This window comes from Curtobacterium sp. AC273 (assembly GCF_979253735.1).
Window position 1 is genome coordinate 46,196 of the sequence record NZ_CEEDDU010000014.1, and the last position, 18,566, is coordinate 64,761.

The 18,566-nt window shown below is 71.8% G+C and carries 19 protein-coding genes and 7 pseudogenes; 8 read left to right on the forward strand and 18 right to left on the reverse strand.

Annotated elements, in window-relative coordinates:
• Positions 1–9: 9 nt before the first annotated feature.
• The 6 genes from ACZ8AI_RS21350 to ACZ8AI_RS21375 form a co-directional block, all read right to left on the reverse strand.
• A complete protein-coding gene (locus ACZ8AI_RS21350; RefSeq protein ID WP_464859770.1) occupies positions 10–498 on the reverse strand; it encodes a hypothetical protein in 489 nt (162 codons plus the stop codon).
• Between the two features lie 17 nt (positions 499–515).
• Positions 516–989: a hypothetical protein gene (locus ACZ8AI_RS21355; protein WP_464859771.1), complete on the reverse strand. Its 474-nt coding sequence runs from the start codon at positions 987–989 to the stop codon at positions 516–518.
• 90 nt (positions 990–1,079) lie between these two features.
• Positions 1,080–1,763: a hypothetical protein gene (locus ACZ8AI_RS21360; RefSeq protein ID WP_464859772.1), complete on the reverse strand. Its 684-nt coding sequence runs from the start codon at positions 1,761–1,763 to the stop codon at positions 1,080–1,082.
• 78 nt (positions 1,764–1,841) lie between these two features.
• Positions 1,842–2,159: a DUF6507 family protein gene (locus tag ACZ8AI_RS21365; RefSeq protein ID WP_071290931.1), complete on the reverse strand. Its 318-nt coding sequence runs from the start codon at positions 2,157–2,159 to the stop codon at positions 1,842–1,844.
• A 108-nt stretch (positions 2,160–2,267) separates the two neighbouring features.
• Complete coding sequence (locus tag ACZ8AI_RS21370) at positions 2,268–2,489, reverse strand: hypothetical protein (RefSeq protein ID WP_464859773.1); 222 nt, start codon at positions 2,487–2,489, stop codon at positions 2,268–2,270.
• 177 nt (positions 2,490–2,666) lie between these two features.
• Positions 2,667–3,014: a hypothetical protein gene (locus tag ACZ8AI_RS21375; protein ID WP_464859774.1), complete on the reverse strand. Its 348-nt coding sequence runs from the start codon at positions 3,012–3,014 to the stop codon at positions 2,667–2,669.
• 474 nt (positions 3,015–3,488) lie between these two features.
• On the opposite strand from ACZ8AI_RS21375, the pseudogene ACZ8AI_RS21380 reads away from it, so the two are divergent.
• Positions 3,489–3,698, forward strand: a pseudogene (locus tag ACZ8AI_RS21380) (carbonic anhydrase family protein); the annotation flags it as partial.
• A gap of 91 nt (positions 3,699–3,789) precedes the next feature.
• Positions 3,790–4,005 (forward strand): annotated as a pseudogene (locus ACZ8AI_RS21385) (carbonic anhydrase family protein); the annotation flags it as partial.
• A gap of 24 nt (positions 4,006–4,029) precedes the next feature.
• Here ACZ8AI_RS21385 and ACZ8AI_RS21390 read toward each other — a convergent pair.
• A pseudogene (locus tag ACZ8AI_RS21390) lies at positions 4,030–4,685 on the reverse strand (GNAT family N-acetyltransferase).
• Positions 4,686–5,006: 321 nt separating this feature from the next.
• On the opposite strand from ACZ8AI_RS21390, the gene ACZ8AI_RS21395 reads away from it, so the two are divergent.
• Both ACZ8AI_RS21395 and ACZ8AI_RS21400 read left to right on the forward strand, forming a co-directional pair.
• Entirely contained in the window at positions 5,007–5,264 is a 258-nt protein-coding gene (locus tag ACZ8AI_RS21395; RefSeq protein ID WP_464859775.1) for a hypothetical protein, read from the forward strand.
• Positions 5,265–5,422: 158 nt separating this feature from the next.
• A pseudogene (locus ACZ8AI_RS21400) lies at positions 5,423–5,721 on the forward strand (DUF427 domain-containing protein); the annotation flags it as partial.
• Positions 5,722–5,768: 47 nt separating this feature from the next.
• Here the strand turns inward: ACZ8AI_RS21400 and ACZ8AI_RS21405 are convergent.
• The 9 genes and pseudogenes from ACZ8AI_RS21405 to ACZ8AI_RS21445 form a co-directional block, all read right to left on the reverse strand.
• Positions 5,769–6,926, reverse strand: a pseudogene (locus ACZ8AI_RS21405) (Nramp family divalent metal transporter).
• Positions 6,887–7,021: a hypothetical protein gene (locus ACZ8AI_RS21410; protein WP_464859935.1), complete on the reverse strand. Its 135-nt coding sequence runs from the start codon at positions 7,019–7,021 to the stop codon at positions 6,887–6,889. Before ACZ8AI_RS21410 ends, ACZ8AI_RS21405 begins: the two are co-directional and overlap by 40 nt.
• Positions 7,022–7,109: 88 nt before the next feature.
• Positions 7,110–7,352: a CGNR zinc finger domain-containing protein gene (locus ACZ8AI_RS21415; protein ID WP_464859776.1), complete on the reverse strand. Its 243-nt coding sequence runs from the start codon at positions 7,350–7,352 to the stop codon at positions 7,110–7,112.
• A complete protein-coding gene (locus ACZ8AI_RS21420) occupies positions 7,247–7,744 on the reverse strand; it encodes an ABATE domain-containing protein (RefSeq protein WP_464859913.1) in 498 nt (165 codons plus the stop codon). The genes ACZ8AI_RS21415 and ACZ8AI_RS21420 overlap by 106 nt, the downstream gene beginning before the upstream one ends.
• A complete protein-coding gene (locus ACZ8AI_RS21425; RefSeq protein ID WP_464859777.1) occupies positions 7,668–8,384 on the reverse strand; it encodes a SprT-like domain-containing protein in 717 nt (238 codons plus the stop codon). Before ACZ8AI_RS21425 ends, ACZ8AI_RS21420 begins: the two co-directional genes overlap by 77 nt.
• Positions 8,381–8,551 (reverse strand): hypothetical protein, encoded by a 171-nt coding sequence (locus ACZ8AI_RS21430; RefSeq protein ID WP_464859778.1) that lies wholly within the window; start codon positions 8,549–8,551, stop codon positions 8,381–8,383. The genes ACZ8AI_RS21425 and ACZ8AI_RS21430 overlap by 4 nt, the downstream gene beginning before the upstream one ends.
• Positions 8,548–9,222, reverse strand: a complete 675-nt coding sequence (locus ACZ8AI_RS21435) for a hypothetical protein (protein WP_464859779.1) — start codon at positions 9,220–9,222, stop codon at positions 8,548–8,550. Before ACZ8AI_RS21435 ends, ACZ8AI_RS21430 begins: the two co-directional genes overlap by 4 nt.
• 126 nt (positions 9,223–9,348) lie before the next feature.
• On the reverse strand, positions 9,349–10,080 hold the full coding sequence (locus tag ACZ8AI_RS21440) for a hypothetical protein (RefSeq protein WP_464859780.1): 732 nt from the start codon (positions 10,078–10,080) through the stop codon (positions 9,349–9,351).
• Between the two features lie 263 nt (positions 10,081–10,343).
• Positions 10,344–11,188, reverse strand: a pseudogene (locus ACZ8AI_RS21445) (spermidine synthase).
• Between the two features lie 145 nt (positions 11,189–11,333).
• Between ACZ8AI_RS21445 and ACZ8AI_RS21450 the strand changes: the two are divergent.
• A complete protein-coding gene (locus ACZ8AI_RS21450) occupies positions 11,334–12,074 on the forward strand; it encodes a hypothetical protein (RefSeq protein WP_464859781.1) in 741 nt (246 codons plus the stop codon).
• Positions 11,981–13,762 (forward strand): response regulator, encoded by a 1,782-nt coding sequence (locus tag ACZ8AI_RS21455; protein ID WP_464859782.1) that lies wholly within the window; start codon positions 11,981–11,983, stop codon positions 13,760–13,762. The genes ACZ8AI_RS21450 and ACZ8AI_RS21455 overlap by 94 nt, the downstream gene beginning before the upstream one ends.
• Positions 13,763–13,848: 86 nt before the next feature.
• Here ACZ8AI_RS21455 and ACZ8AI_RS21460 read toward each other — a convergent pair whose 3' ends face one another.
• Positions 13,849–14,043, reverse strand: coding sequence for a hypothetical protein (locus ACZ8AI_RS21460; protein ID WP_464859783.1), 195 nt, complete (start codon positions 14,041–14,043; stop codon positions 13,849–13,851).
• Between the two features lie 64 nt (positions 14,044–14,107).
• On the opposite strand from ACZ8AI_RS21460, the gene ACZ8AI_RS21465 reads away from it, so the two are divergent.
• On the forward strand, positions 14,108–14,389 hold the full coding sequence (locus ACZ8AI_RS21465) for a hypothetical protein (protein ID WP_464859784.1): 282 nt from the start codon (positions 14,108–14,110) through the stop codon (positions 14,387–14,389).
• On the opposite strand, the gene ACZ8AI_RS21470 is transcribed toward ACZ8AI_RS21465, so the two are convergent.
• Positions 14,381–14,575 (reverse strand): hypothetical protein, encoded by a 195-nt coding sequence (locus ACZ8AI_RS21470; protein ID WP_464859785.1) that lies wholly within the window; start codon positions 14,573–14,575, stop codon positions 14,381–14,383. The genes ACZ8AI_RS21465 and ACZ8AI_RS21470 overlap by 9 nt on opposite strands.
• A 499-nt stretch (positions 14,576–15,074) precedes the next feature.
• Between ACZ8AI_RS21470 and rpoB the strand changes: the two are divergent.
• Positions 15,075–18,564: pseudogene (gene rpoB / locus ACZ8AI_RS21475) on the forward strand (DNA-directed RNA polymerase subunit beta).
• The last annotated feature ends 2 nt before the right edge of the window (positions 18,565–18,566 follow it).

The following is an 18,566-nucleotide window of genomic DNA, read 5'->3' on the forward strand; positions in this document are numbered from 1 at the left end:
GCGCTCCGCTCAGTGCAGTCGGGCTGACTCCAGCACCGCTCGCAGGACCGGTACGAGTCGCTCGCCCTCGTCCGCGCCGCACGTCGCCGTGAGCGCGATGACGTCGGCCACGGCTCCGTGGTCGATCGTGGCGAGCTGCAGGGCCTGGAAGACCGTGCCCACGCCGGGCATCACGAACGCGCCCTCGACCCGGTAGCCGTCGAGACCGAGCACCGTGCGGTACTCCGATCCGAGCTCGGCCCAGCGCTCTGCTGCCTCGAGCGCGGCGGTGTTCTGCTCGACGGCGAGCGACAGCGCCGCACCGCCGTCCGCGGTCGTCGCGACCCGACGGACGGTGACGACGACGTTGGCGCGGAACGGGCCCTGCTGCTCGGTCTCGGTCTCGGCCACGGCGACGAGCGCGTCGGGGAGCACGAGCGGCTCCCCCCCCGCTGGGACGTCGAGACCCACGACGGGGGTCGGGACGAAGGGCGGGGTGTCGGATCGGACTGTGGTCACGAGGTGCTCCTGCACGGTCAGAAGGGGAGGACGGACTGGAGGTCCTTCACGAACTCCTCCGGGTCGATGTCGATGCTGACGTTGGCCCCTGCGCCGAGACCGAGGGCGGCGCCGAGCTTGCCGTCGAACGCGATGTCCTCCGGCGTGACGACGAGTCCGACGTTCGCGTCACCGCCGGCGCCGACCTTGGCCTTGGCGCCGATGCCGACGTCGATGCCCATGAAGGAGCGGTGCAGCGTGGCGCCGGCGTCGGCCCCGGCGAACCCCTCGACGCCGGCCTTCGCGCCGACGCCCTGCGGTCCCGCGTCGAACTGGGCGTCCGCGCCGACGCCCGCTCCGGCGCGGGCGTTGCCGTCGATCGCCGTGCCGTTGAAGCCGTTCTCCTGCGAGACGCTGCCGTCCGCCTTCGCCCCGGCGAACCCCTCGACACCGACCTTGCCGTGCACGCCGGTGTACTTGTTGGCGCTCAGCGCGGCCGTTCCGGAGAGCATGATGCCCGCGAACGCGTCGGCGATCCCGTCCAGGCTGATGCCGTTCCCTCGGCGTGGCCTTCCGCGTGGGCCTCGGCCCCGGCCTTGGCCTCAGCCGTCGCGTCGGCGGAGACGCCGTCGCCGTCCTGGTGCGCTCCGGCGCTGCTGTCGGCACCGACGCCGGCCCAGGCGGACGACTTCCCGCTCGCCGATCCGACGCCGTCCTTCGAGGCCGACCCCTCGGCCTCGGCGCCGACACCTGCCCGAGCGTGCGCCCTCTGCCTCGGCGTCGTGCCCGTCGGCCGACGCGGAGGCACCCGTGTCCGTCTGCCACCCGTGCGCGGAGGACGAACCGGTCGCGTGGTCCGGGGCGGTGTCCCGGGCGATGCCGTCGAGCGTCGTCGAGCACGCCTTCGCGGCGGTGTCGTACTGCATCGCCGCGAGCAGCACGGAGGTCTCGATCATCGCGTTCTTCACCGACACGGCGGGGTCGTCGTGCCAGTCGTACGAAGCGTCCGAGGACGCCGACGTGCGGACGTCCGATCGGAGCGCCGCGGCTGCGGTCTCGGCACCCGCGAGCGCCTTCTTCGCCGTCTCGACGGCGTCGGCGAACGTCTCGAGCGCCGTCGCGGCCCGGTCGAACGCCTCGGCGAGCGCAGCGGCCTGCCACTTCGGGGCCAAGGTCGCGCCGAGGAGCTGCTCCGTCTCCTGCGCGAGGTAGTACAGCCCGAGGCCGTTCCAGGTGCGGTCGATGGCGTCGGTGACGGTGTGGACGGTCTTCGCGCTCGACCGCATGTCCTTCGGCGGCGGCGCGCAGCCCCTCGGCGTCGGCGTCGATCGTCGGGAAGGCCCCGGCGTCGACGAGGGCGGCGCTCACCGTCCGGAGCCCGCGTCGTCCGCGGAGGGGGTCTTCGCGGCCATCTCCTCGTCCGCGTCGACGTAGGCCTGCGTGGCCGACGTCGCGGCGACGTGCGCGGCCGTGATCCGCTCGTGCAGGTTCGGCACGACGTTGCGGAAGTCGTCCAGCAGTCGCTCGAGCCCGGGCCGCGCGCGCGAGCTGCCGACCGCGGACAACGCCGCCTCGGCTGCTGCCAGCACCGCGGCGTCGGCGGTCGTGAGTTTCTCGAGGTCGCCGTCCACCCCGGTCAGGACGCTCGAGACGCCGCCTGGATCGATCGCGTACCTGCTCATCGGATGTCCCCCTCCGTGACGATGTCGGCCGACAGTGCGAGCGTGGACCGACGCGGACGAGTGTACCTGAGGGAGGCTCGAGACGCGCGACGGGCACCCGGCGACCGATCAGCGGCCGAGCAGGCCCCGGAAGAACCGGCTGAAGGCGTTCGGCCGGTGCACCCACCCGTGCTCGGCGAGGACGGCCTTGACCGGACGGCTGACGTCCGTCGACCGGAAGTCGAAGTAGGTGTTGTCGTCGTCGAAGTTCTTCGCGAAGACGCTGTCCTTGTACTGGCCGGACTCGCCCAGCAGGGTCACGCGGTACCGCCACTCGACGGAGCCGAACACGACCCCCCGGACCTCGGGCGCCGTGTCGCCAGACGGCTTCGATCCGCTGGCCGTTCCGGACCACCTCGAACGGGTGGGTCCCGTCGTTCAACGCGAACAGTGCCTGTTCGACCTCGGCGGCGGGCCGGTGGGACGCGGCGGTGTGCATCCCGACATCCTAGGGAGACGCCGGTGCGGTCAGGCGGCGGCCCGGCGGTGTCGCCGCCACTGGGGTGCCATCGACCGCATCCGCAGTGCCCGCCACTGCCAGATCACCCACATCCCCGGCCACAGCAGGGCACCGAGCACGGCCGGGCGCATCCGGTAGCTCAGTCGGTCGACGAGCAGGGTCCGGCCGTCGGGGGTGGGCCGGACGGCCATCCGGTGCTGCATGGTCATGCGTCCGAAGAGGCCGGAGACCCCGCCCCCGTTGTCCCGCTGCACGGGGACGCCCTGCACCTCGTAGAGGTCGAGGTCCACGTGGGTGTCGCCGCTCGGGACGACCCCGAAGGCGCTCGCCGTGATGGGGTGCGGCTCGCCGGGCACCCACCGAGGGGGAAACCCTGCGGGTCGCGGGACCGGTACACCAGGAACGGTTTCGTCACGGCGACCATCACGGCCGGGGACAGCAGGGCATCGCGCACGGCGTCGACCGGCGCGTCGAGGACGATCCGGAGGCCGACGTGCATGGCGTGGACGCTACTCCGGCGCGCTGGCGATCCCTCGTTCGCCCTGTGAAATGTAATATGTACAGGATGCACCGCTTCTCTCGCGTCCTTCCCGTCCTCGCCCTCTCGACGCTGGCGCTCGCCGGCTGTGCCACGCAGAGCGCGACGACGGCCGTCCCGACTCCGACCCCGACCGCGGCCCACTGGGGCTACGAGGGCAGCGACGGGCCCTCGCACTGGGCGGGGCTCTCGGACGAGAACGCCGCGTGCGGGGCCGGGCAGCGCCAGTCCCCTGATCGACCTGCCACGGCTCGGATCCGGTGCGCCGATCGACCTCAGCGTCCCTGACGCCGTGGTCGAGGGCACGACGGCCGACAACGGCCACACCGTGCAGCTGACCGTGGGCGACGGCGAGACGACGGTCGTCGACGGCGTCGACTACCACCTGCAGCAGATGCACTTCCACGCGGGCTCCGAGCACACGGTCGAGGGGAAGCGCTCGCCGATCGAGCTGCACTTCGTCCACGCCGACGCCGACGGCCACCTGCTCGTCGTCGGGGTGTTCGGCAGGGTCGGCGCGGACAACCCGGCCTTCGACGAGTACGTCCGCGGGGCGCACGGGGACGCGGCCCAGCCGGCGACGGTCGACCTCCCGGAAGATGCTGCCGGCCGAGCGCTCGTACTGGAGCTACGAGGGCTCGCTCACCACGCCCCCGTGCACCGAGGGCGTGCGGTGGGCCGTCCTCGCCACCCCGGTCGAACTCGGGCAGGACCAGGTCGACGCCCTCACCGAGGCGCACGAGGGGAACGGCCGGCCGACGCAGCCACTGAACGGCCGCACCGTCCGCAGCGGGGGCGCACAGGGCTAGGCGCGCGGGGTCAGGCGCGCAGGGTCAGGCTCGCAGGGTCAGGCGTGCCGGGCGGAGCGGCGTCGTGCGCCCTCCTGCCCGGTCGTGCCGGCGGAGCCGTTCGGCCAGCGACAGCCGGACCGCCGGCCACTCCGACGCGATCACCGAGAACACGACGGTGTCGCGCAGCGTGCCGTCGCGGCCGACGGCGTGGTTCCGGAGGACGCCGTCCTGCTTGGCGCCGAGCGCAGCGATCGCCGTCCGGACTGCAGGTTGTGCCAGTGCGTCCGGAACTCGACCGCGATGCACTGCCAGACGTCGAACGCGTGCGACAGCATGAGCAGCTTCGACTCCGTGTTGATCCCGGAGCGCTGCGCCGACCGGGCGAGGAACGTGCTGCCGATCTCGACGCGGCGGTTCGCGGTGTCGACGTTCATGAAGGTCGTGGCACCGACCACGCGGCCGGTCGGTCGGTCACGCACCGCGAACGGCACCATCCGGCCTGCGGCGTGCTCCGCAAGACGGCGCTCGATCTCGTCGTCGACCTGCGCCGGAGCGGGGATCGAGGTGTACCAGGTGCGCCACAGATCACCGTCCGCGACCGCCGCCCGGAGGTCGTCCGCGTGCTCCGCCCCGAGGGGCTCGAGTGTCACGCGGTCGCCGGTCAGGGTGGGTGCGGGGCGATCTCCATGGCACCCGATCCTATGGTCGCCACCCCGACGGGAACCCCGCGGGAGGGTCACCTGTGGAAAAGGTCAGGGTCCTCCCGGCGGCTATCGTGGATCGGGTGGCAGCACGCACGCAGCAGAAGTACCAGGTCCGCTTCGCATGGGGCACCGGCGGCGCCGAACGCATCGCCCCGGACACCCACCTGCTCGTGTGGGTCGACGCGCTGCCGGGCTCCGCGGGCGTGACCGAGCGCGAGCGCCAGCGAGCGTTGCGCTCCCTCGCCGCGCAGCTGCCGGACGGTCCGGAGGTGGTGCTCGGCCACCTCCGGCAACGCGACGGCGATCGCCGGGCGTGTGACGCGCCTCCAGGCCGAACGCGGCGACCGGTGCGTCGTCGCGATCGTCGCCGCCGGACGCCACCACGCACCCGGCGACGACGCGGCCGAGGCGGCGGGCGAAGCCGCCGACGTGCCGGACGCACCGGACTTCGCCGTCGAGGACCTGCTGGCCGCCGGGGCCGTCGTCGACGCGCTCACCGAGGTCGGGATCGACCACACCTCGCCCGAGGCGGCAGCGGCCTGTGCGGCGTACACGGACTCCGTCGTGCGGTGAAGCACCCCGTCAGCGCATCGGAGTCGGGCGGACCGCCCTCGAGCCCTCCGACGTGCAGGCAGCGCTCGCCGCGCAGGACGGCCTCGTCACCCTGCGGGAATCGACCTCGCGCGCGTAGCGTTCCGGACGACACCCGAAGAGCAAGCGAAGGAGCAGCCATGAAGGCAGTCGTCGGAGACACCGTGATCGCCGAGGCCCCGCAGGAGGACCTCATCCAGATCGAGGGCAACTGGTACTTCCCGCCGTCGAGCGTGAAGTCCGAGCTGTTCACGGAGAGCCCCACCCAGTACCACTGCCCGTGGAAGGGCGACACGCAGTACTTCACCGTGAACGTGGACGGGCAGGCGCTGAGGACAACGCGTGGTCGTACCCGACGCCCATCCCGTCGTCGTTCGACCGCGTCGGCAAGGACTACAGCGGCTACGTGGCGTTCTGGAAGGGTGTCCGCGTCGTCGACCGACGCGGTCCCGCCAGCGTCAGGACGCCGGGGTCCGCCCACGTGCGTCAGCCGGCCACCGTCAGCACGATGAGCGCGACGTTGAGCGCGACGATCACCAACGCGATGACCCCCGCCACGACGCGGGTGGTCATCGCGTTGACGTCGTCGCCCATCACGCTCCGTCGTGAGGTGTAGACGACCAACGGCACGATCGCGAAGGCGATCCCGAAGCTCAGCACCACCTGGCTCACGACGAGCAGCATCGTCGCGTCGGCGTTCACCGCGAGCAGGACGATCGCCGGCACCAGCGTCACCACCCGTCGGGCGAGGAGCGGGATCCGCACGTGCAGCAGCCCCTGCATGATCTCCGCACCGGCCATGCAGCCCACCGAGGTGGACGCGAGCCTCGACGCCGGCAGCCCCACCGCGAAGAGCACCCCGACGACCGGGCCGACGTGCTCCGCGATCGCGCGCTGTGCCCGGGGATCGAGTCGGTCCCGGCGGCCCCCGGCAGTGTGGCCGCGGCGAGCACGAGCATGCAGATGTTGACACCGCCGGCGACGATGAGCGCCAGCGCGACGTCCCACCGTGCGGCGACGAGCACCCGCCGACGCCCCGGCCCGGCGGGGACGTCCCCGTGGCGGTCACGCGCGAGCGCCGAGTGCAGGTACACCGCGTGCGGCATCACGGTCGCGCCGAGCATCGACGCGGCGAGCATCACGGACTCGGACCCCTCGAAGCGCGGGACGAGTCCGGAGACGAGGTCGCCCGGTGACACCCGGGCGAAGAGCAGGCCCGCGCAGAACCCGACGGTGAGGATCGCGAGCATCGCCGTGACCACGGTCTCGAAGGTCCGGGTGCCGCGGTGGCTCTGGAGCGTGAGGATCGCCATCGACACCACGCCGGTGATGAGCCCGCCCGCCACCAGCGGCAGCCCGAACAGCAGGTGCAGGGCGAGCGCGCCGCCGATCACCTCCGCGATGTCGGTCGCCGCCGCCACGATCTCCGCCTGCGCCCAGAACAGCAGCCGTGGCGTGCGCTTCATCCGCAGCCCGAGGTGTTCCGGCAGGGACTTGCCGGTGACGACGCCGAGCTTCGCGGGAGAGGTACTGCACGACGACTGCGCTGGCGTTCGCGGCGACGAGCACCCACAGGAGCAGGTAGCCGTACTTCGCCCCGGCCGTCAGGTTCGCGGCGACGTTGCCCTGGTCGACGTAGGCGATCGCGGCGACGAACGCCGGGCCGAGCAGGGTGAGGCCGGCTCCGCGTCGGCGCGGGAGCGCTCCGGCGTGCGCGGCGGCGCTGCGGTGTCGGTCATGCAGCCCAGCATGCCAGGAGAATTCGGTGCACCGAATCCTTGGTTTCGGACGCCGCGCGAACGTGTTTGACGCCACGCGACCCTGTGCTCAGACGGACGCGCGCCGGGCCCGGTGTGCCCGCACCTTCGCCCGGTTCCCACAGCGCTGCATCGAGCACCACCGCCGGGTCCCGCCCCGCGAGGAGTCGTAGAACACCAGTCCACAGTCCTCGGCTGAGCAGCGACTCAGCCTGGTCGGCTGGCCGTCCGCCGCGACGTCGTCGAAGCCGACCTCGGTGAAGAGCGAGACCGCGTCGCGCGCGACGCTCGAGAGCGCCTGTGCGAGCCGCACACGGTTCGCTCCGGCTCGGCGGCGGCCACCCGGGAGGCTCGGGGGTACGTCCGGCAGGGCGGCGAACAGGTTGACGGTGTCGATGTCGTCGGGGCGCGGGGCGCGTCCGGCCGGTCCCGGCGCGCAGGCCTGCGGCGACGGCGGTGCGCTCCGCCGCGGTCGACGCCGGCGTGGGTGCCGCAGCGACCGCCAGGCGGGCGGATCGCAGCGCGGAGCGCTCGGGCGTCCTGTAGCTCGCGCGCCGCGGCACCGACATCGATCGGCTCGGTGTGGTCGGTCAGCCATTCGTCCAGGTCGGCCGGCGTCATCAGGAGCTCACCGAGTTGCGCCCGAGGGCGTCGACCGTCCGGGTCGTCGGCGAACCCGCCGGTGTGGGCGAAGTCGAGGGCGATCCGTCCGGCGTCGAAGAACCAGGTGGAACCGGCGTCCGTGCGGATGTGCTGCCCCGTGTGCATCCGCCCAGGCTAACGGGTTGACTGGCGCGCCCCTCGCGGAGGGCCGATCATGCGGTAGCCGAGCGCTCCTGGTCCGCTCGTCGGGTCCACGTGATGACGTTGCGAGCGTCGAACCGCCGTGCACAGCGTGCGCACGCCAGGGGCCGGGTGGGGGTGCGGTACCGGAAGTGCTCGTGGCCCGCCGGGCACGTGCCGATCCAGGGTGCGAGTTCGCTCGCCACCGGTCCGTCGTGCAGGCGCGAACCCGTGTAGCCGAGCGCCCGGCCGTCCGGCGCCAGGTGGGGCCGTGGGCGGCGCGCGCACCGGCCAGCGCGTGGGCGATCTCGTGCAGCAGGACCTGGTCGACGTCGGCCTCGGAGAACCGGACGGCCAGGTGCCGGCTGACCGTGAGGCGTCTGCGGGCGAAGTCGCACTGCCCGGCGCGGGTCTTGGCGTGGTCGAAGTCGAACGACCACGTACCGGCGCCGAGGTGCGCCGTCATGAGCTGCTCGGCGCGAACGCGGACGGACTCGAGCGTCGCCTGTCGCTCCCGTCGTGCCTGAGCGGTCTCCGTCGCGTGGGTCGCTTCGGTGGTCACCGGCCGTCGTCGTCCGGTTCGTCCCGGCCGGCCTGGCCCTTCTGCGCTGCGCGGGCGGCGATGCGGCCCCACAGGTCGTCGGCTTCGGTGCGCGCGGCGTCCGGCGCACCCAGCACCCGGCGACGGATCGGCGGCACCTGCTTCACCGGCTCGGCGACCCGCGTCACGGGCTCGTCCTCGTCGGAACGGCGTGCGGCGATGTCCCGGGCGGTGCGCGGCCGGTCCTCGGCGGGCTTCGGCTGCGAGACGGAGGCGCGGAGCGCGGCCTCGACAGCGGTCCGCAGTGCCTCGGTGCGTTCGGAGGGGCGCCGGCCTTCCGGAAGGCCTGGTACGCCCGCGACAGTGCCGAACGGGCCTCGTCGAACCGCGAGAGCTCGAACAGCGACCAGCCCTCGAGCTCGGCTGCCGCGCCCTCGAGCTCCGGCCACTCCTCGGTCCGGGCGGTGTCCTGTGCGAGTGCCGACTCGGTGGCGGCACGCTCGTAGCGACCGAGGTCGTGCAGGACGTGCGCACGGCGGATGCGGGCGGCCACCTTGTCCGCACGCTCGCCCGTGAACATCGTCAGGCGGAAGACCTCCTCCGCGATGACGAGGGCCTCGTCGAGCCGCCCGAGCAGCCGGAGGAGCTCGGCACGTTCGGCGAGCGCGTCGGTGCTGCGGCTCTGCCCGAGGTCGCGCAGACGCTGCTGGATCGCGTCGGCGTCCACGGCGGGGCGGAGGCTGATCGGGGCGAACGTGCTGCCCGGGCTGACACCGGCCGTCACGGGCGCGGCATGACGGGGTTCCCGAGCGCGGTCGAGGCGGTCGGGCTGCTGGCGGTCGTCGGGCGGGAGGGACATCGGTTCGAGGGCAGCCGCGCCGCCCCGAGAGCGAGCGGTGCCACGCGCACGGGGTCACGCCGCGTGCCGAGAACGCGGACGGCCCGCCGTGCTGCTGCACGACGGGCCGTCCTCGGGGACCGGGGATCAGGACATGCCGCTGGCAGCGACCGCCGCGATGAGGATCGTGACCACGAACGCGATCGCCGCGACGACCGCGAGGATGATCGCGAAGACACCCCACCCGCGGCCACGCTTGGTGATCGCCGCGACGATGCCCTGCACGATCGCCCAGAGCCCGAGCGCCGTACCGAGGTAGAAGAGCACGGAGCCGATGACCGCGCTGGACGAGGACGTGAGCGCCATGATGTCCGCGTCGCTCGGGGTCGCCCCGCCGTTCTCGATCGACTGGCGGAAGGCGTCGGAGCCGCCGAACGCAGCGCCGAACAGGTACCCGCCGATGACCGCGACGACCAGCGCGAGCAGCGCGACGATGAACGCCACGACCCCCACGGTCTTCTTCTTGCGCTTCGGTTCCTCGTGGCCCTGCCACGCGGGCGCCCCGGCGCTCGTCGGGGCCGACGAGGCGGCGTAGGGCTGCTGCGTCCGGTGCTGGTCGCCCCAGGACGCCGCGGGCTGCTGCCCGTACTGCCCCTGCTGTTCGCCGTACTGGGCGGACCCGTACTGCTGCTGCTGCCCGTACTGCGGCGTCTCGCCCTCGGGGGCGCGCTCGCCGTAGCGGGGAGCGTCCTGCGCGCTGCGCTCGCCGTAGCGCGGCTCGTCGGCGGCGGCGGAGGTCGGCTGCTGTTGCGGCTCGCCCCAGCTCGGCACCTGGCCGTCGCCGGTCCGGTCCTCGTTGCTCCGGTCGTCGTTCGTCATCGGGGATTCCCATCGGTCGGTCGCGCGCCTGCACGGTCGTTCCGTCCATCCTGGCAGCCACGCCCCGGCAGCGCCCGACAACGCCTCGCCGTCGCACGGCCGCCTCGCGCCGGTGACGTGCCCGTCTGCCGGCCTGGAGGCGCGGGTCGGCGCCGACCCGCGCCTCCAGGCCCGGACGCGGTTGCGTCCGCAACGGGCGACAGCGCCGAAGTCGGACGGGGTCGGCGGTGTCGTTCCGGTCGACGTTCCTGCGCCCGGAGCGATCAGCCGCCGAACACGCTCCGGTTCGGCTCCGGCGACGCCACCGCGGTCTGGTCGGTGACGATCGGCGCTCCCGCGATGAAGGCCTTGAGCTCCGCCCCCGTGCACGACCTTCGCCGGCATCGGATCAGAGGAGTACCGCCGCGGCATCTCCGCCACCGGCAGGTCGGTGGGGGAGCCGAGCAGCACGATGTTCCCGAACCGCCGCCCCTTCAGCATCCCGGTGTCCGCGACCGCCGCCACCGAGGGCAGCACCGACTGCAGGGTCGACGCCTGGCCGCGGGCGAACGCCAGCCCCGCGCCGTCCGCCACGTTCACCGCGACGATCCCCGTCGGCGACAGGAAGGACGCCACCGACCGGTAGAACTCGACGCTCGTCACGTGCGCCGGGATCTGCGATCCGCCGAACACGTCGACGACGGCCAGGTCGACCGAGCCGCGCAGTCCGGCCGGCAGCCGCTCCAGCACCTCGCGCGCGTCGCCGTAGCGCACCCGGATCGAGTGCCCCCCGGGGGAACGGCAGCGCGTCCCGCACGTGGTCGACGAGGTCCCGTTCGAGTTCGATCACCTGCTGCCGGGAGCCCGGCCGCGTCACGGCGACGTACCGGGGCAGGGTGAGCGCACCGCCGCCGAGGTGCAGGGCCGTGATCGGCCCCTCGGGCAGCAGGTCGATGGCGTGCCCGATCCGCCGGATGTACTCGAACGCGAGGTGCGTCGGGTCCTCGAGGTCGACGTGCGACTGCGGGGTGCCGTCGACCACGAGCGTGAACGACCCGGGCCGGTGCTTGTCCGGCTCGACGACCGCGTAGCCCGCACCGATCCGGAACCCGTCGAACGCATCAGCCATGCCCCCAATCGAACACCACCTCGGCGGCCCGGGCGATCACCACCCGCGTCCCCACCCCTGGTTGGTGTGGCCGTGGACGCCCGCGAACGAGGCTGGTGTCACCGGTCGGGAACGCCCCGCCGGCCCCCGTCGAAAGGCACACACCATGTCGGTCCAGCTCGCCGCGAACATCCTCATCGGGATCGCCCTCGTCGCGTTCCTCGCGTACCGCCAGGCGACCTGGCAGTACCTCGACCCGGCGCGGATCTGGCGCGGACCGCTGATCATGGGCGTCATCGGGGTGGTCGTCCTCGCCCAGACGAAGGCGACGATCACCAGCATGGACGTGGTGTTCCTCGGCATCGAGGCGCTCATCACCGTCGGCGTCGGGCTCACCATGGGGCGCATCACCCGCTTCCGCACGGTCGGGACGCCGGACGACAAGGGCCGCACGATCCAGTCGCGGACCGGGTGGCTCGGCGCCGGGCTCTGGATCGTCCTCATCGTCGTCCGCATCGGCCTCGACGTCGTCGGCGGCCACTTCGGCGCCCACCTCCTCACCTCGACCGGCACGATCCTGCTCGTCCTCGCGCTGAACCGCGCGGCCCGTGCGGTGGTCCTCGACCAGCGGATCCCGCGGCGACCGCCGGACGCGCGGCATGATGGTCCGGTGACCCTGCTGACCGGCCAGGACCAGACCGACCTCCCCGGGGGCCGGTCGCGTTCCGGTGCCGCGTGGGGCCTCAACGCGCTCGGCATCGTGATCGTCGCGTTCTGGTTCGTGCGGAACGGCGTGCAGCTCGAGCACCCGGCGTGGTCTGGGTCGTCGGCGCGGTGGCGCTCGCCGCGTGGGCGCTCCGCGAGTTCGGCCGGACGTCGCGGGTCCTCGTGGTGGCCGGTGTCGTGATGATCGCCGCCGGTGCCGTGACCGTGGTGCCGACCGACTCGCTGATGATCGTGCCGGTGATCGTCGGCGTCGTGCTCCTCGGCGCGAACCCGCGGCTGCCGATCTGGGTCTCGGCGGTCGCCGCCCTGGCCGCGATCGTGGTGATCGCGGTGTCCGCCACGATCGAGCACGCGTCGGTCCAGTTCGTCCTCGGGACGAGCGGCGGGCTGCTCCTCGGCGTCCTCATCGGTTTCAGTCGGCGCCAGTTCCGGGTCGCCGCCGAGCGTGCCCGCGAGGCCGAGCGTGAGCAGCAGCGCGCCGAGCTGCTGGCGGACCGGTCCCGTGCCGCGCGGGACATCCACGACGTGCTCGCACACTCGCTCGGCGGTCTGGTGCTCCAGTTGGACGCCGTCGAGGCGCTCCTCGAGGCCGGCCGCGTCGAGGACGCCACGCAGCGCGCCGGCGAAGCCCGCGCCCTCGCCGCCGACGGGCTCGCCGAGGCCCGCCGCGCGGTGCACGCGCTGCGCGACGCAGACGACGCAGACGACGCGGACGACGCGGCCGCGTCGGCCCCCGCCGCCGAGCCGACCACGTCGACGGACGCGACCGGTCCCGTGTCGGCGATCCGTTCCTCCAGGCCGACCACCGACCACGAGGCGGGCCTGACGGGCCTGCTCGACGCGCACCGCTCGTTCGGCGGCATGGTCGTCACGCAGGGCGACACCACGTTGTCCGCCCTCGATGCGGCTCACCGTGCCGCCGTGGTGCAGGTCGTCCGGGAGGCACTGAGCAACGCCCGCAGGCACGCCCCCGGCCGCCCCGTGTCCCTGTCCGTCATCCGGGACGGGCGCTGCCGTGGACGTCGTCGTGGCCAACCCGCTCGCCGGCGGCGGGAGCGGCCTGCTCGGGATGCGCGAGCGGTTCGACGAGCTCGCGAGCGGCGCCACGGTCGAGGCCGAGCGGTCGGACGACGAGTTCGTGGTGGCGATGCACCTGCCGACGGCCGACGCCGGCGCCGACGCCCCGGCCGACCCGCAGGATCGCCGGTCGTGACCATCCGGGTGCTCGTCGTCGACGACCAGGCCATCGTGCGCGACGGACTGGTGACCGTCCTGTCCCTGGTGCCGGACCTGCAGGTCGTCGGCGAGGCGTCCGACGGGGCCGAGGCGATCGCCGCCGTCGAGCGCGAGGCGCCGGACGTCGTCCTGATGGACCTGCGGATGCCGGGCGTCGACGGGCCGACCGCGACCGCGTCCATCGCCGCGGCACACCCGCAGGTCGCCGTCCTCGTCCTGACCACGTTCGCCGACGACGAGTCGATCGTCACCGCACTCCGGGCCGGTGCCCGCGGGTACCTCACCAAGGACGCGGGCCGGGCCGAGATCGCGACCGCGATCCGGGCGGTGGTTTCCGGACAGTCGACCTTCGACGCCACCGTGGGTGCGCGCCTGGTCGCCCAACCCGCCGGCGGCACCGCTGCTCCGACGCCGGCCACCGTGCCGTCAGCGGCCGGAGTTCGTGCACGGTTCCCGGAGCTCACCCCGCGCGAGGCGGACGTCCTCGAGCGCATCGCCGACGGGCGGTCGAACCCGGAGATCGCCGCCGAGCTGTTCCTGACCGTGCCGACCGTGAAGTCCTACGTCAACCAGGTCTTCGCGAAGCTCGGCGTCCGGACCCGTGCGGAGGCCGTGGCCCGCGTCCTGCGCTGAACAGTCCTGCGCCGGTGCCGCAGTTGAATGCGTACACATGAACGGCCAGCGGACGCCAAGGGTCGGCGGTTATCGTCGTGCGGTCGTCACCCCGGTGCGTCGATCCGCGCTGTGCCCCACACCTCGCGCTTCCGCACCGCCGTGACCGCGGCGTGACCACTCGGCACCCCCACCGCCGAGGTCCAGTGTGCGTCGTCGGCGTGCTCGGACCCACCCGCCCTGCTGCGCGCCGCCCGTGGCGGAGCCCCGCGCTCGGCCACCGTGAATCCTGCATTCGTCATGTAAAATACGAATGCAGCGCCGGACCACGAAATCCGCAGGAGCCCGATCCCATGACCGACACCGATGAGTGTCCCCACGTACCGTCTCGCCCCCAGCCGGTCCGTCCCCACGGCCCGCGCCACGACGCCCCGCGCGGCCGGGCCCGAGCCGCTCGTCGACCACGAGCAGGCGCCGACGTGGATGCGCGCCGTCGGCGGTGTGCTGCTCATCGGTGGTCTCGGACTCCACGGCCGCGGTGCTCGGGTGGCCCGGCGAAGCGCCCCGAGACCGCGCTCATCGTGCCGGCCCTCGTCGCCGTCGCCGTCGGGTTCCTGCTGCTCGTGGCCCGGTCGGGCTTCACCGTGACGGACCACCACGTCGTGCTGCCCCCCCCCCCCCCCCCCCCCCCCCCCCCCCCCCCCCCCCCCACTTCCGGCCGCTGCTCCCGGCGGCGGATCGCGCGGCGGCGGATCGTGGACGTGCGACTGGTCGAGGCGGACGCGTCGACCTACGGCGGGATCGGGCTGCGACTGCGCCGGGGTGTGCGGGCACTCATCCTCACGCCGGGACTCGGCATCGAGTTCACCGATGACCGCGGGAAGCGGACGTTCGTGCGGACGCGTCGCCCGGAAGCCGCCGTCCGGGCACTCCGCTCCGTGCGCTGAGCAGCCGGGTCCACAGCGGGAATACCAGGTCGGTCCACCGGCTTATACACGGCACTGCCGAATTCGGTCAAGCCAGGACTGGACACCGCCGTCCAGCGCGACCTATGATGGCAGTTCGCGCCCCCTGGCATCAGTGTCGTCATATTGCGGTCGACGCAGCGCCTTCTTCCAACACGTTCATCAGAACGTGACCTGAGATCGTGCCGTGGTGGTGCCGGATCCGTATATGTCGGCGGGTCCCGCTCACCCAGATCATCGCACACGTGCACAGCTCACCGGCCGTCACGTGATCGCGTGTCTTCGAGGGGTGCGCCGAGCGTTCAATCCACTCACCTACGTGCTGCTCGTCAGTACCGGCCCGACGGGGCCTACCGGAGGTCAAACCCTTGGCTGCTGCGCCCAACGCATCCACCAACCCCAAGAACGGTCGCAACCACTCGCGACTCTCGTTCGCCAAGATCACGGACACCCTCACGGTTCCTGATCTGCTCGCACTCCAGACGGAGAGCTTCGACTGGCTCGTCGGCAACGACGTCTGGAAGGCCCGCCTCGCCGAAGGCCAGGAGCAGGGTCGCACCGACCTCGCACTGCACTCCGGGCTCGAGGAGATCTTCGAGGAGATCTCCCCGATCGAGGACCTCGGCGAGACCATGCAGCTCGGCTTCACGTCGCCCGAGCTCGAGGACCCGAAGTACTCGATCGACGAGTGCAAGGAGCGTGGCAAGACCTACGCTGCCCCGCTCTACGTCAACGCCGAGTTCATGAACCACATGACCGGTGAGATCAAGACGCAGACGGTCTTCATGGGCGACTTCCCGCTCGCGACCGAGCGCGGCACGTTCATCATCAACGGCACCGAGCGTGTCGTCGTCTCGCAGCTCGTCCGTTCCCCGGGCGTGTACTTCGAGCGTCAGCAGGAGAAGACGTCCGACAAGGACATCTACTCCGCTCGCGTGATCCCGTCGCGCGGTGCGTGGGCTCGAGTTCGAGATCGACAAGCGCGACCAGGTGGGCGTGCGCATCGACCGCAAGCGCAAGCAGTCGGTCACGGTCTTCCTCAAGGCGCTCGGCATGACGAGCGAGGAGATCCTCGACGAGTTCAAGGGCTTCGCCTCGATCGAGTCGACCCTCGAGAAGGACGCCATCCTCACCAAGGAAGAGGCGCTCAAGGACATCTACCGCAAGCTGCGTCCGGGCGAGCAGGTCGCTGCCGAGGCCGCGCGTGCGCTGCTCGACAACTTCTACTTCAACCCGAAGCGCTACGACCTCGCGAAGGTCGGCCGCTACAAGGTCAACCGCAAGCTCGGCATCGACGCGCCGCTCAGCGACTCGGTCCTGACCGTGCAGGACATCGTCCGCACGATCAAGTACCTCGTCTCGCTGCACGCCGAGAAGACGAACCTCGACGGTGTTCGTGACGGCGAGCCGGTCTCGCTGCGCCTCGACGTGGACGACATCGACCACTTCGGCAACCGTCGCATCCGCGCCGTCGGCGAGCTCATCCAGAACCAGGTCCGCACGGGTCTGTCCCGCATGGAGCGCGTCGTCCGCGAGCGCATGACCACGCAGGACATCGAGGCGATCACGCCGCAGACGCTCATCAACGTGCGTCCGGTCGTCGCCGCGATCAAGGAGTTCTTCGGAACGTCCCAGCTGTCGCAGTTCATGGACCAGAACAACCCGCTCGCGGGTCTGACGCACAAGCGTCGCCTGTCGGCCCTCGGCCCGGGTGGTCTGTCCCGTGAGCGTGCCGGTGTCGAGGTCCGTGACGTCCACCCGTCGCACTACGGCCGCATGTGCCCGATCGAGACCCCGGAAGGCCCGAACATCGGCCTGATCGGCTCGCTCGCGTCGTTCGGTCGGATCAACTCGTTCGGCTTCATCGAGACCCCGTACCGTCGCGTCGTCAACGGCGAGGTCACGAAGACGATCGACTACCTGACCGCCTCGGAAGAGGACGAGTTCGTCGTCGCGCAGGCCAACGCCCCGCTGACCGACTCGTTCCACTTCCAGGACGACAAGGTGCTCGTCCGCAAGAAGGGCGGCGAGGTCGAGCTCGTCGGCAAGGACGAGGTCGACTACATGGACGTCTCGCCGCGCCAGATGGTGTCGGTCGCGACCTCGCTCATCCCGTTCCTCGAGCACGACGACGCGAACCGCGCCCTCACGCGGTGCGAACATGCAGCGTCAGGCAGTCCCGCTGCTCCGTTCCGAGTCGCCGCTCGTCGGCACCGGCATGGAGGGCTACACCGCCATCGACGCCGGCGACGTCGTCACCGCCGACAAGGCCGGTGTCGTCTCCGAGGTCTCGGCCGACGCCGTGACCCTGCAGCTCGACGAGGGCGGCACGCAGACCTTCTACCTGCGCAAGTTCGACCGCTCCAACCAGGGCACGAGCTACAACCACCGCGTGGTCGTCTCGGCCGGCGAGCGTGTGGAGCAGGGCGAGGTCATCGCCGACGGCCCCGCGACGGAGAACGGCGAGCTCGCGCTCGGCAAGAACCTCCTCGTCGCCTTCATGCCGTGGGAGGGCTACAACTACGAGGACGCGATGATCCTGTCGCAGAACCTCGTGAAGGACGACACGCTCTCCTCGATCCACATCGAGGAGTACGAGGTCGACGCCCGCGACACGAAGCTCGGCAAGGAAGAGATCACCCGCGACCCGCCGAACGTCAGCCCGGACCTCCTGGCCGACCTCGACGAGCGCGGCATCATCCGCATCGGTGCCGAGGTCCGCCCCGGCGACATCCTGGTCGGCAAGGTCACGCCGAAGGGCGAGACCGAGCTCTCCGCTGAAGAGCGCCTGCTCCGCGCGATCTTCAACGAGAAGTCGCGCGAGGTGCGCGACACCTCGCTGAAGGTGCCCCACGGTGAAGAGGGCACGATCATCGGCGTCAAGGTGTTCGACTCGCAGGACGGCGACGACGAGCTCGGCTCGGGCGTCAACCAGCGCGTGGTCGTCTACATCGCCCAGAAGCGCAAGATCACCGCGGGTGACAAGCTCGCCGGTCGTCACGGCAACAAGGGCGTCATCTCGACGATCCTGCCGGTCGAGGACATGCCGTTCCTGGCGGACGGCACCCCGGTCGACATCGTGCTCAACCCGCTCGGCGTCCCCGGCCGCATGAACTTCGGCCAGGTCCTCGAGATCCACCTCGGGTGGCTCGCGAAGCAGGGCTGGAACGTCGAGGGCATCCAGGAGTGGGCTTCGGCTCTGCCGGAGGCAGCGCACAGCGCGGCGCCCGGCACGAAGGTCGCGACCCCGGTGTTCGACGGTGCGTACGAGCGTGAGATCGAGGGCCTCCTCGACTCCACGCTCCCGAACCGCGACGGCGAGCGTCTGATCGGTTCGTCCGGCAAGGCGCAGCTCTTCGACGGCCGCTCCGGCGAGCCGTTCCCGGAGCCCGTGTCGGTCGGCTACATGTACATCCTCAAGCTGCACCACCTGGTCGACGACAAGATCCACGCCCGTTCGACCGGTCCGTACTCGATGATCACGCAGCAGCCGCTGGGTGGTAAGGCGCAGTTCGGTGGCCAGCGCTTCGGTGAGATGGAGGGCGGGCGCTCGAGGCGTACGGCGCCGCCTACGCCCTCCAGGAGCTCCTGACGATCAAGTCCGACGACATCCTCGGCCGCGTGAAGGTCTACGAGGCGATCGTCAAGGGCGAGAACATCCAGGAGCCCGGTATCCCGGAGTCGTTCAAGGTCCTCATGAAGGAGATGCAGTCGCTCTGCCTGAACGTCGAGGTCCTCTCGGCCGACGGCCAGGCGGTCAGCCTCCGCGACACGGACGACGAGGTCTTCCGTGCCGCTGAAGAGCTCGGCATCAACATCTCCTCGCGGTTCGAGTCGTCGTCCGTCGACGACATCTGATC

Bases quoted from the DNA above. Each gene is read 5' to 3' on its own strand.
- ACZ8AI_RS21355 (WP_464859771.1), bottom strand. From the start codon at position 989: ATGCTCTCCGGAACGGCCGCGCTGAGCGCCAACAAGTACACCGGCGTG.
- ACZ8AI_RS21360 (WP_464859772.1), bottom strand. From the start codon at position 1,763: ATGCGGTCGAGCGCGAAGACCGTCCACACCGTCACCGACGCCATCGAC.
- ACZ8AI_RS21365 (WP_071290931.1), bottom strand. From the start codon at position 2,159: ATGAGCAGGTACGCGATCGATCCAGGCGGCGTCTCGAGCGTCCTGACC.
- ACZ8AI_RS21410 (WP_464859935.1), bottom strand. From the start codon at position 7,021: ATGACCGACACCGCAGCGCCGCCGCGCACGCCGGAGCGCTCCCGCGCC.
- ACZ8AI_RS21435 (WP_464859779.1), bottom strand. From the start codon at position 9,222: ATGTCCCTCCCGCCCGACGACCGCCAGCAGCCCGACCGCCTCGACCGC.
- ACZ8AI_RS21440 (WP_464859780.1), bottom strand. From the start codon at position 10,080: ATGACGAACGACGACCGGAGCAACGAGGACCGGACCGGCGACGGCCAG.
- ACZ8AI_RS21450 (WP_464859781.1), top strand. From the start codon at position 11,334: ATGTCGGTCCAGCTCGCCGCGAACATCCTCATCGGGATCGCCCTCGTC.
- ACZ8AI_RS21460 (WP_464859783.1), bottom strand. From the start codon at position 14,043: ATGACGAATGCAGGATTCACGGTGGCCGAGCGCGGGGCTCCGCCACGG.
- ACZ8AI_RS21465 (WP_464859784.1), top strand. From the start codon at position 14,108: ATGAGTGTCCCCACGTACCGTCTCGCCCCCAGCCGGTCCGTCCCCACG.